This window comes from Rhizobium sp. CF142, from assembly GCF_000281145.1.
In the GTDB taxonomy this organism is placed as follows: domain Bacteria; phylum Pseudomonadota; class Alphaproteobacteria; order Rhizobiales; family Rhizobiaceae; genus Rhizobium.
In genome coordinates, this window is record NZ_AJWE01000037.1 from 77,407 (window position 1) to 88,425 (window position 11,019).

Below are 11,019 nucleotides of genomic sequence, written 5' to 3' on the forward strand. Positions count from 1 at the left end.
ATTTCAGATGAACGACCTCGACCTGTCGCCGGATTTTTATATCGAATGGTCCGCAAATCAGGACTTCAGTTCTGGCAAAATTTTCCACATCAAAAGGAACAAATCGGGCGGTTCCATAAACAATGAAGTCGCGCTTTTCTTCATCACGAAAGCAAGAGTCCCAGCCGAAGGCTTCTTCCCCCACCAACGACTCGACTGCGTTGTAACCAATGTCAAATTTGTTTCCGAACCGAAGCGACTGGCCCAAAACTTATTTGATACTTTAAGAAGCCGCAGCGCGATCGACGAACCAACATGGTTGAGTTGGCATATTGTGAAAAAGGGTGACGGGACGCCTATCGGTGACCTCTTCGATCTCGGTTAGTGTACGGCTTCGCAATGATTGCCTTTGACGCGCGAATTGGCCGCCGCTCTGCTATCGACAAGCACGAGAAGGGCATCGCTGTTGCCCACGACCGAACGGAATATCGAGAGCGTTGCCCGGGACTTTGTCGGGCGAGCGGCCTCCTCACCCCCGCAAAAACTGCGAGCCCTTGTCGAAGCTCAGCCCCGGAAAAATCTTCTCCGTCAGATCCTCCGCCGACACATCGAATTGCCGGTAGAGCATCGCCGCAGCAAGCTCCCGCACATCCGCCGTCGGCATCAGGTCGCGGTCATCGAGCAGCGCACCATCGGCAAGCCCCGGCCATCTGCCGAGAATCCGCCCGCCATCGATCGCCCCGCCCGCCAGCACCGCACAGCCGCCCGTGCCGTGATCCGTGCCACCGGAGCCGTTTTCACGCACTGTGCGGCCGAATTCCGTCATGGCGAGCACCACCGTCTTCGACCAGAGATCGGCGCCCATCGTGGCTTTCAGCGTCGTGATCGCCTGCGCCAGATCCTGCACCGGCCGCTTGAACTGGCCAAGCTGGCCGACATGCGTATCCCAGCCGGTAATCGAGAAGCTGGCGATGCGGTAATCGCCCTTCAGCATATTGCCGGCAAGGACCGCCACGTCTGTGATCTTCTCGCCGCGCTGGCCGGAGGGTTCGGCCATCATGGAGGCGCTGTTTGCCCGCATCGCCTCGTCCATTGCTTTCGCGAAAGCCGGATCGCCGGCATAGAGCCGCATCAGGAACTGCATCTCGTCCTTGGCCGGCCCGAGATTGGAGTCCGACGCCCAGACATCGACATTGTTCGGCCCGGTCAGGATCAGCTCGGTGGATGTGTTGACGTCGATCGCCTTCCTCGCATCCGAGCGCGGGATGACGGCAAGCGCCCGGTTCAACCAGCCGGTCTTCTCCTCGGCCACATGCTCACCACCGGATTCCAGCATGTCCTGCCCATCGAAATGGCTGCGCTGGTCGCGATAGGGTGTGGAGACCGCATGAACGAAAGCAAGCTCCCTCGCCTTCCATAGCGGCATGAGATCAGCCGCCGCCGGATTGAGCCCGAAATGCCCGTCGAGATCGATAAGCCCCTTGTCCGGCGTCAGTGACAGCGTGGGGCGCAAGGCCGCAAAACCGGCGTCGCCATAGGGCTGCACCAGATCGAGCCCGTCCATCGCCCCGCGCAGCACGATCGTCACGAAACGCTTGTCGCCCGGCATGGCCGCAAAGGTGACCGGCGTGAAGATCGGGGCCGCAGCGAGACAGCAGGCGGAAGTGAGCAAACCACGGCGTGAAAGCATAAACTCTGTCATGACGGGCTCCTATCGGCGGTTAAATTCGGGCGAAGCGAGCACCAGCGTCAGCCCGCTCACCCTGTTCGGCGCCTGGGAAACGACACGGATCGTCTCGTCGCGGGCAGCGTCCGCAAGCGTCGCCTTCAGAAATTCACGCGGATCGACATCCTTGCCGAACTGGGCGCTGGCGCGCCGCGCCCAGGACAGCCGCTCCGAAAGCTGGCTTGCGGTAATCCAGGCAGAAAAACTCTCCTCGAAACCGGCCGGGCTCGGTGGCAGCCATGTCGGCTGGCCCATGCGGCGAAGAGCGCCCTGCCCGAGCGCGCGTGCCATCTGGAACGCCTTGCGCCGCTTGATCCGCGCCTCGTCTTCAGGGCTCGGCGGTGCCTGCATCATCGCCTGCCCGTCGGCAGCGGGCGCTGCATCCTTTTTCGGCATAGCCATCATCTCGTCATTGTCGGCATCGTCCCGCTGATAGGCTTGCATGAAGGCCGCGACATTGCCGGCACCCGCGCCGCTGTTCAGCGCCCGCAAGCCTGTGACGATAAAATCGAAAGGCTGGCGCGCCTTGGCGCCCTCGTCCGCCCACGCGGCCGGATGGTCGAGCATCGCGCGGTAGACGGCGGGCAGTTCCCCATCCGTCTTCTTCCACGCCTCGCTCATCGCCTGGATCATCTCCTGCGGCGGCTGGTCCGAGATGAAATGCACCGCAAGCTTGCGGCTGATATGCTCGGCCGTCTTTGGATTGACCGCGAGATCATCAAGCATCGCAAGATAATCCTTGCGCGTGCGCTTGGCCCCGCCATAGCTGACGCCGAGCACCTCATGTGCGCCTGGCTCCGAGATCTGCGGACGAAAGGCCGTTTCCATCGCCTGCTGGTCGACGGTCAACCCGGTCAGCACCATCGCCGCCGAGCGCACGTCGGCCTGCGTATAACCGCTGCCGGCGCCGAGCGTGTGCAATTCCAGAAGCTCGCGGCCGAGATTTTCGTTCAGCCCCTTGTTGCGTTGCATGCCGCCCTTGGAATCCGGCCCCAGCGACTGCGCCTGATCGAGATAGATCAGCATGGAGGGATGCTCGGTGGCGCTGCGCAGCAGCGTCGCAAACTTGGCTCCCATGTAAGGCCGGATCGCCTCGGCCTCGTAGAGCGGCACAATCAGCCGCATCGGCAGGCTTTTAGCAGCACTCGTGGAGAAATGATTAGTCCAGAAAGCGGCCAGCCGCTCGTTGAATCCATCGGGCGAAAGCACCGCCTGCATCAGCCGCGCATTGGCATCCATCTGGAAGAGCACCTGCGCCCGGCGCTGGAGAAGCCGCCGCTGCTGCCGCCGGGCGAGATCGTCGCCATCGGCCTGCCGGATCTGTTTCAGGCGGTCCTGCAGGTCGAGGATCGCAGTATGCCGCGCCTCGATACCGCCGACGGGAAAGCCCGGCACGCCATTCGTGCCGCGCATCACCTGCCCGATCAGATCATCCTTGGTCTGCGGCGGCGCCTCGCCCGGCCGCAGCCCGTAGCCGAACCGGATTGCCGCCATCGTCGGAAAAGACAGGCTCATGACCGCTCACCTCCTCATCACCTGATGGTGACAAGGTCTCAGCCAATTGCGACGGCAAGGTGTAGAAAATGCGGCGATTTTCCGACATGGACGATTTGTAATCTATTGAAATCGTTGATGTCAGCCTTGGAAAATGAAGGATTCGCCAAGAGCGTAGTGACTTCCTGCATCGTCTTCAACTGCGCCGTCGAATTGACCCGGCCGAGGCGTGATGACTCCCGATCTATCGAGAAACGAAAGACCTTTCGTCATGGCTGATCTCGTTTTTTTCCACCAAAGATAGTCTAACATATCTGCAACAACCGATGCTATGAAACACGGGGGATATTCTTGGGGGGATGAAATGCGATTTACTTGGATTTTGACGGCAATCCTTATTCTCAGCGCGCCATTTGCGGCCGCACAAACTCCGTCTTTCGATATCAACACACAAAAATGCGGCCTCGAAAAACAATTGGCTGATCATGCCCGAAGCCGGCTCGATAACGACCTGCAGCGGGACTTTCACGATATACTGATGGTCAACGAGCTCACGGGCGGCTGTGGCTCCCTGCAGTTTACAGACGCCAAGATGGACAGCCATGAGAATGGATTCAGCTTTGGCCTTTCGCAATTCGACCTTGCGACGCGGGCAGAGGAAAGCCTGGCGACGTTGAACAAGATCATTGCCTGCTCACGTCAAGAGCATGTCTCACCAGGCATCTCCGACGCGGATTTCATATTCCTTCAAAAGAACGCTCATTTCTCCACCTACGTCCTGAAGGATGACAAGAAGAAATGGGATCGCTTTTACGAGATGCGGCCTGCTATCGAAGCGGCCCTGCAGAGCAAGTGCGGAAGACTGTACGTCGAAAATTCCTACATCGCGGAGATGCGCAGTTTCGAGAAGAAAATCGCGCCGTGGTGGACTGTCATCCAAACGCGAAATCCGGGAGCTGTCCCGGCCGAGAGATTTTTCAAGCTCTACGAACTGGATCTGGAAAATGTATTCGGGGGCACGGAAGGGTTCAGGAAAGTCGTCAACCGGGAAGAAGGAATTCCATGCGGACGTCTCTGCGCGGCCAAGATAGTTCCGGTGTTTGCGCTTGACGGTCCCGTCTCAGCGTCTGATCTGATCCGCTATATGTTCACGACGAACTGCTATGGCTACATTCCCCAGCAGACGCGTCAGCAGGATGCCTTGCGCCGCCTGAATACCGTTCTCGGCAAGATCGACCTTCATTCGCTGCCGCTGGGTGAAAGCGACAAGCATTATCTGACGACCGACTTTGCCGACATCCTTGCACGAAACAAGAAGCGCTTTCCGAATTCGCCGGATGAGCATCTGCGCGAGCTCGTCACCGTGGCGAACGGAGGCGCTCCTGTCAGCGGTGATGACACGCTCATGGATGAAGCATCGCTCAAGGCCGCGGCCGAGGTCTGCAGCAAAAAATAGGCTTTCAGGCCGAATTGCTCGCCTGAACGACAGAAGCAGGGCCGATCGCTCAGCAGCCGCGCGCGACCGAGACCACGCGCGGGCTGGACATGTCGCTTGGCGGCTCACCCTCTACCATCACCTTGTTGCGCCCGGCCTCCTTGGCCGCATAGAGCGCCTTGTCGGCCCGGGCGATCTGCTCATAGAGGGAATGATCCGCCGGATTGGCGCCGGCGACACCGAAGCTTGCGGTGATCTTGCCGTCGAAGCCGATCGGCTTGCGGTCGACAGCCGCAAAGGCAAGCCGCACCCGGTTGGCGAAATCGGCACCCGAAGCCAGCGGCGACGCCGGCAGGAAGATCACGAATTCCTCGCCGCCGAACCGCGCCGCAAAGCCGCCCTCCGGCAACCGCGCCTGCAGCATCTCGGCAAAGGCGCGGATTACCTCGTCGCCGGGTCCGTGGCCAAACGTGTCGTTCACCCATTTGAAATTGTCGATGTCGCAGATGATGACGGCGCCTTCCGCCCGGCCGCGCTCCCCGACCATGCGGTCAAAGCCGCGCCGGTTCAGCATGCCGGTCATCGGATCGCGCTCTGCGGCATCGCGATGCGCTGCGATCGTATCGAGCGTCGTTGCCGCAAGGGCCGACAGCGCAAACATCAGCGCCAGGATGGAAGCCGCCGCCTGCATGCTGAAGGCATATTGCGACGAGATGAAATCCTCGTGGCCGCCATAGGACGGCACGATGAAGACGAAGACCACATTGCGGATGACGATATCGGCAATGACGAGACCGGAAACGGCAAGCAGCAGCTTGTCGGCCGCATGGCGCATGTGCGGCACACTGATGGCGACGGCAAAGCCGAGCAACGCCACGCAGGCAAGATCATTCAGCAGGAACTCTGCCGGAATGCTGGCGGCGACCAGCGCCGCATAGAGCATGCCCGCATACATCACCCCGGCAAAGGCAAGACGCAGCCGGAAATAGGAAGGCCGTTTGAAACGGGCGAGTATGGCGCCGGAATAGAAAACGAACGCGAGAAGGAACAACGCATCGGCAATGGCGGAGGCGGTGCGCTCTTCGAGCAGGCTGTCGAAAAGCGGAACGGAGAAGGCTGCCGCAGCAAAAAGATAACCCGGCCCCCAAAGCTTCGCTTCCCGCGACCCGAACCGGGCGACGATCAGGAAGGTGCAGCCGAAAATCAGCATCATGACCGGCAGCAGAAAGGCGAAATTACTATCCATGAATCCTCGCGGCGGGACGCAATACAGAACCGGCGCTCGGACACGCTAGGACAATGGTCTTAAAAAAGGAAAAACCAGCCGCCATCAGAAATTCGCACCAGAACTAGGCATACGCGGCGGCCGGAGAGCCTGCAAAGTGGAGACCCACTAGGAAAGGCCGGCAGCTTTCGCCGCCGGCCTTCATGGCCGCAGGCAGCGCTATATTCGCATCGCGCCACGCGGCTCCTCGGCCTCCTCCGTGCCGAAGCGCACATCCTTCTTCTCGTAACCGAGGCCCGTAAGCACTGCCACAACGACAGCGACGATCACGGCCACTATGACCAACGCATAGGCATAGTCGCCGTTCCAATGGGCGGCGAGGTCGGCCTGCATCGTCGCATTGCCTGAGGCCAGCAGATTGCCGAGCTGGTAGGCGAAGCCGGGGAATGTGCCGCGCACTTCGTCGGGAGAAAGCTCGTTGAGATGCACCGGCACGATGCCCCAGGCGCCCTGCACGAAAAACTGCATCAGGAAGGCGCCGATCGCGAGCAGCACCGGTCCGGGGGCGTAGGCCCAGAGCGGCGCCACGGGCACGGCGATCAGTGCGGCGATGACGATCGCCCGCTTGCGGCCGATGCGCTGCGACAGCGCCCCGAAGAACAGGCCGCCGACGATCGCACCGATATTATAGACGATGGCGATCGCGCCGACCGTATAGCTCGAATAGTTACGCTGGCTTTCGAGGAAGGTCGGGTAGATATCCTGCGTGCCGTGGCTGAAGAAGTTGAAAGCGGTCATCAGGAGCACCGCCCAGATGAAGAGCGGAATGTTTTCGCGCAGCACCGTGAGGAACGGACGACGCCCCTGCTGTTGGCGTTTCAGGAAGGCCGGGCTCTCCTGAACATTGCGGCGGATATAGAGCACGAGCAGCGCCGGAGCCACGCCGACGAAGAACATGCCGCGCCACCCGATAACAGGAAAGAGCAGGAAGAACAGCAGCGAGGCGATCAGATAGCCGGAGGGATAACCCGCCTGCAGGATGCCCGAGACGATGCCGCGGCTTTCCTCCGGCACTGTCTCCATGACGAGCGAGGCGCCGACACCCCACTCCCCGCCCATGGCGATGCCGTAGAGCGCGCGCAGCACCAGGAACATGGTGAGCCCGGTCGAAAAACCGGTGAGGAAGTCGAAGAGTGAATAGAGCAGCACATCCACCATCAGCGTGATACGCCGCCCGTAACGGTCTGCCGCAAGCCCGAAGATCAGGGCGCCAAGCGCCCGCATGGCAAGTGTCAGGAAGATCGCCACGGACACCGTGGGAACGTCGGTATGAAATTCCTCGGCGATATATTTGAGAACGAAGACGAGAATGAAGAAATCGAAGGCGTCGAGCGTCCAGCCGAGATAGCTGGCGATCACGGTGTTGCGCTGCTGCGGCGTGAGCGCGCGCAGACTTGCCAATGCGGACATATGTGTTTCTCCGTCCGAAAGCGGCGGCGAGGCGGGGCAATTCCGGATGCCGTCGGAAGGGGTGTCAGGGTGGGCATGCTGCCGGGAGACAGCGGTGCGGAAACGTCAGGGTTGCTGACTGGGTTCCATCACATCGGCGCGATTGGCGGATGCGTGGCTTTGAGCGTTGGCGCGTAGGATACCCCCTCTGGCCTGCCGGCCATCTCCCCCCACAAGGGTGGAGATCGGCTGGGAGTGCGGGCTTCCCCAAGCAATCAACGTCGCAAATTGCACGACATTAGTGATGCGCGAAGGTCGCGCCGCTTGTCGATCTCCACCCTTGTGGAGGAGATGGCCGGCAGGCCAGAGGGGGGTGCCACGCGGCAGGCCTCGCGTCTTCAGCAGCGGACGCAGGAGCCCAAATCCGTGTCACCTCATGAGCGGCGAAAGCCTCCCTCGCCGCCCATCAGCCTCAGCCACGGCCCGACATGGAACAGGCTCATCAGCCCATACATGGCCGCCATGCCGCTGAAGGCCGATGCGCCATGCATCGGCATCCCGCCCATCGAGCAGATCATGTCCGCCGCCGGATCGCTTGCCGAGAGCGCAGCCATAACGGCAAAGGTGGGTGCCGCCGCAAGCGATAGCCCGCGCGCGATACCAGGCAGAAGCGGGCCGGCGCTATTGCCGGCCCCCATCTTCCAAGGCGTGCTCATTGCCCTGCCCCGTAACGGTCGTGGTGGCGCCACCAGACACCTTCCTCGTTACGCCCCAGCGGTGCGCGGTCGAGCCACTGGTACATGCCCCACACGCCATCAAGCCCACGGGAATAGGAGGAATAGGTGTGGTAGATACCGCCGTCCTTCATCACGAAGGCGCTGAGCCCCGGCCGTTCACGGACGAAGGTGATGAAATCGGTACCAGTCATGGAGGCGATCAGGTCCGCCGGGCTTTCGCCGCTGCTCGGCGTCTGCTGCAGCACTACCGGGACCGGCGGTTCGCGGCGGTAGTTGTAATCGATACCGCCGCTCTGCTGTTCCTCCGGCGTGAACCAGACATTGAAGTCGCGGTTGAAATCGCTGCCATCGGATGAGGCCCAGTCGAAGGTCCAGCCCATGCGGCGCTTGAACTCCAGAAGCTTGGCAAGCGGCGCGCGGGAAACGGCGCTGAAGGCGACATCGTGGTTTTCCAGATGCACCACGACGCCGTTGAAACCGTCAGCGATCGACGAGCAGGAGGGGCAGCCCGCCGTATAGTCAGGGCCGAACATGAAATGGTAGACGAGCAGCTGCGAGCGGCCCTTGAAGAGTGCGGACAGCGGCACGATGCCGGCTTCCGTCTCCAGCTTGTATTCCTTCTCGATCTTCACCCAGGGCAGGTCCCGGCGCTTGGCCGCGATCTCATCGCTGCGGCGTGTCAGTGCCTTTTCCTCGTCGAGCAGGGCCAGCCGCGCCTGCAGCCATTCCGCCCGTGTTCCGGTCTTGTGCATCATCATTGGTCTTCTCCTCATTTTCCATTGAAACGTCTAGGCCGGCGGGCCGTTGCCTGCCGATGGGGAATAAACTAGGTCTGAATGACCGAGGGGTGGGAGTTACAAGTGTGACGGGATTCCGATGGACTCGCTGATAACAGCTGCCGCACAGGCGCTGGCCGTGGGCGATGCGCTCGGCGCAATGAAGCGCGTGGCGCTGCGCGACGACCCGCCGGCGCTTGCGCTGCGCGGCATCGCCATGGCCCAGCTCGGCGATCTCGCCCGCGCCAAGGCACTGCTGAAGAGCGCTGCTCACGCCTTCGGCCCGCGCGAGGCCGTGGCCCGCGCCCGGTGCATTGTGGCGGAGGCCGAAATTGCCCTCGTCTCGCGCGATCTCACCTGGCCGGAAAAGGCGCTGGAAGGCGCGCGCCTGGCACTCGAAAGGCGCGGCGACCGCGTCAACGCCGCCCATGCCCGCAATCTGCAGATCCGCCGCCTGCTCCTGATCGGCCATCTCGATGCCGCCGAAAAGCTGCTCGCCGATCTCGACCCCTCGCCGCTGCCGCCCGCCGCCCGCGCCGGCCATGAACTTGCCGTCGCCGGTGTCGCAATCCGCCGGCTGCGCACGGAGCCGGCACGCCTCGCGCTGGCCCGTGCGGCCGAGGCGGCGCGGAAAGCCGATATCCCGGCACTTGCCGTCGAGGTGCGCGATGCGGCAAAGGTTTTGGAAGCGCCCGCCGCCCGGCTGATCGACGGCGGCACGGAACGGCTGCTGCAGCTTCAGGAGGTCGAGGCGCTGCTTGCTTCCGATACGCTCGTCATCGATGCCTGCCGCAACGTGGTGCGCGCGGGCAGCGAGATCGTGCCGCTTGCAAGCCGCCCGGTGCTGTTTGCCCTCGCCCGCACGCTCGCCGAGGCAGCCCCATCGGATGTCTTGCGCTCGGTTCTGCTTGCCCGCGCCTTCCGCGCCCGTCACGCCGATGAATCCCACCGGGCGCGGCTGCGCGTCGAAATCGGCCGGCTGCGCGCCGCACTTGCCAATCTTGCGGAGGTCAAGGCGACGACCCACGGCTTTGCGCTGATGCCGCATGATGGGCGCGCCGTCGTGGTGCTCGCCCCGCCGGTCGAGGAGGAGCACGCCTTCCTGCTGGCACTTCTTGCCGATGGCGAATCCTGGTCCAGCACGGCGCTCGCAATTGCCCTGAGCCTGAGCCCGCGTACGGTGCAACGGGCGCTCGACGCGCTGGAGGCGGCTGGCAAGGTGCAGTTTTTCGGCAACGGGAGAGCGCGCCGCTGGATGATGCCGCCAGTCGTCGGCTTCCCGACAACATTGTTACTCCCGGGTCCGCTACCGAGCGAATAACATCATTGGTGTGTGAGAGAGGATGGAGCACCATGAAGACATCACAGGCAGAAATCGTCAGGGAATACGGCCCCTTCGAGGGCACACGCAATATCGGCGGCGTCACCTATGATGGCCGCCGGGTCTGGTTCGCCGCCGGCGAAAACCTGCGGGCTTTGGACCCCGAAACCGGGGCCGAGCTCAAGACCATCGATGTCGCCGCCCATGCCGGTACAGCTTTCGACGGGCGTCACATCTTCCAGATCGCCGAGGACAAGATCCGAAAGATCGACCCCGAAACCGGCACCGTGGTCGCCACCATACCCGCCCCCGGCAAGGGTGCCGATTCCGGCATGGCCTGGTGCGAAGGCAGCCTCTGGGTCGGTCAGTACCGCGAAAACTGCATTCACCAGATCGACCCCGAGACGGGTACGATCCTGCGCACGATCGAATCCAAGCGCCATGTGACGGGCGTGACCTGGGTGGATGGAGAACTCTGGCACGCCACCTGGCAGGACGACAAAAGCGACATCAGGCGGATCGACCCTGACACCGGCGAGGTACTGGAACGGCTCGATATGCCCGAGGGTACCGGCGTTTCCGGGCTCGAAGCCGATGGCGCCGACCTGTTCTATGCCGGTGGCGGCGGCAGCGGCAAGGTACGCGTGGTCCGCCGGCCGCGATAGGGGTGAGCCGGCTGGGATGTGCGTCGTGCAGTACAATTTCGGGGCTGCCGATCCGCTCGTCTCCCCTCGTCAAATCAAACGAGGTTGAGTCCGGAGCCCCTCATCCGGCCCTTCGGGCCACCTTCTCCCCGCTGGGTAGAAGGGGTGTCGCTGCAATGCCTCGCTCCCCATCGAAGCGTTTCATCTCGTTGCGGAGCGTGCCGCAGGCTCCC

The 11,019-nt window shown here is 62.4% G+C and carries 10 protein-coding genes; 4 read left to right on the forward strand and 6 right to left on the reverse strand.

The genetic code is table 11. The annotated features are described in order from the left end of the window. The first annotated feature begins 7 nt into the window (after positions 1-7). Positions 8-364, forward strand: a complete 357-nt coding sequence (locus PMI11_RS10575; RefSeq protein WP_007816468.1) for a hypothetical protein — start codon at positions 8-10, stop codon at positions 362-364. A 144-nt stretch (positions 365-508) separates the two neighbouring features. On the opposite strand, the gene PMI11_RS10580 is transcribed toward PMI11_RS10575, so the two are convergent. Together PMI11_RS10580 and PMI11_RS10585 are read right to left on the reverse strand one after the other, a co-directional pair. Beyond that, entirely contained in the window at positions 509-1,681 is a 1,173-nt protein-coding gene (locus PMI11_RS10580) for a DUF1501 domain-containing protein (protein WP_007816470.1), read from the reverse strand. Positions 1,682-1,690: 9 nt separating this feature from the next. Beyond that, on the reverse strand, positions 1,691-3,220 hold the full coding sequence (locus tag PMI11_RS10585) for a DUF1800 domain-containing protein (protein ID WP_007816471.1): 1,530 nt from the start codon (positions 3,218-3,220) through the stop codon (positions 1,691-1,693). 361 nt (positions 3,221-3,581) lie between these two features. Between PMI11_RS10585 and PMI11_RS10590 the strand changes: the two genes are divergently transcribed. Continuing rightward, positions 3,582-4,655 (forward strand): hypothetical protein, encoded by a 1,074-nt coding sequence (locus PMI11_RS10590; RefSeq protein ID WP_037071075.1) that lies wholly within the window; start codon positions 3,582-3,584, stop codon positions 4,653-4,655. 49 nt (positions 4,656-4,704) lie between these two features. On the opposite strand, the gene PMI11_RS10595 is transcribed toward PMI11_RS10590, so the two are convergent. The 4 genes from PMI11_RS10595 to PMI11_RS10610 all read right to left on the reverse strand — a co-directional run bounded on the left by PMI11_RS10595 (position 4,705) and on the right by PMI11_RS10610 (position 8,803). Continuing rightward, positions 4,705-5,880: a GGDEF domain-containing protein gene (locus tag PMI11_RS10595; RefSeq protein WP_007816481.1), complete on the reverse strand. Its 1,176-nt coding sequence runs from the start codon at positions 5,878-5,880 to the stop codon at positions 4,705-4,707. 198 nt (positions 5,881-6,078) lie between these two features. Continuing rightward, on the reverse strand, positions 6,079-7,329 hold the full coding sequence (locus PMI11_RS10600) for an MFS transporter (RefSeq protein ID WP_007816482.1): 1,251 nt from the start codon (positions 7,327-7,329) through the stop codon (positions 6,079-6,081). A 413-nt stretch (positions 7,330-7,742) separates the two neighbouring features. After that, on the reverse strand, positions 7,743-8,024 hold the full coding sequence (locus PMI11_RS10605) for a hypothetical protein (RefSeq protein ID WP_007816483.1): 282 nt from the start codon (positions 8,022-8,024) through the stop codon (positions 7,743-7,745). Next, positions 8,021-8,803: a DUF899 domain-containing protein gene (locus tag PMI11_RS10610; protein WP_007816485.1), complete on the reverse strand. Its 783-nt coding sequence runs from the start codon at positions 8,801-8,803 to the stop codon at positions 8,021-8,023. The genes PMI11_RS10605 and PMI11_RS10610 overlap by 4 nt, the downstream gene beginning before the upstream one ends. Positions 8,804-8,921: 118 nt before the next feature. On the opposite strand from PMI11_RS10610, the gene PMI11_RS10615 reads away from it, so the two are divergent. Further along, positions 8,922-10,142: a hypothetical protein gene (locus tag PMI11_RS10615; RefSeq protein WP_007816487.1), complete on the forward strand. Its 1,221-nt coding sequence runs from the start codon at positions 8,922-8,924 to the stop codon at positions 10,140-10,142. Positions 10,143-10,174: 32 nt separating this feature from the next. Beyond that, positions 10,175-10,807 carry a Vgb family protein gene (locus PMI11_RS10620; RefSeq protein WP_007816489.1) on the forward strand — a complete coding sequence of 211 codons (633 nt, stop codon included), beginning with the start codon at positions 10,175-10,177 and terminating at the stop codon, positions 10,805-10,807. Positions 10,808-11,019 lie beyond the last annotated feature (212 nt).

Excerpts from the sequence above, each read along its gene's own strand:
- PMI11_RS10580 (WP_007816470.1), bottom strand. The coding sequence starts at position 1,681 with ATGACAGAGTTTATGCTTTCACGCCGTGGTTTGCTCACTTCCGCCTGC.
- PMI11_RS10575 (WP_007816468.1), top strand. The coding sequence starts at position 8 with ATGAACGACCTCGACCTGTCGCCGGATTTTTATATCGAATGGTCCGCA.
- PMI11_RS10620 (WP_007816489.1), top strand. The coding sequence starts at position 10,175 with ATGAAGACATCACAGGCAGAAATCGTCAGGGAATACGGCCCCTTCGAG.
- PMI11_RS10595 (WP_007816481.1), bottom strand. The coding sequence starts at position 5,880 with ATGGATAGTAATTTCGCCTTTCTGCTGCCGGTCATGATGCTGATTTTC.
- PMI11_RS10585 (WP_007816471.1), bottom strand. The coding sequence starts at position 3,220 with ATGAGCCTGTCTTTTCCGACGATGGCGGCAATCCGGTTCGGCTACGGG.
- PMI11_RS10610 (WP_007816485.1), bottom strand. The coding sequence starts at position 8,803 with ATGATGATGCACAAGACCGGAACACGGGCGGAATGGCTGCAGGCGCGG.
- PMI11_RS10605 (WP_007816483.1), bottom strand. The coding sequence starts at position 8,024 with ATGAGCACGCCTTGGAAGATGGGGGCCGGCAATAGCGCCGGCCCGCTT.
- PMI11_RS10615 (WP_007816487.1), top strand. The coding sequence starts at position 8,922 with ATGGACTCGCTGATAACAGCTGCCGCACAGGCGCTGGCCGTGGGCGAT.
- PMI11_RS10600 (WP_007816482.1), bottom strand. The coding sequence starts at position 7,329 with ATGTCCGCATTGGCAAGTCTGCGCGCGCTCACGCCGCAGCAGCGCAAC.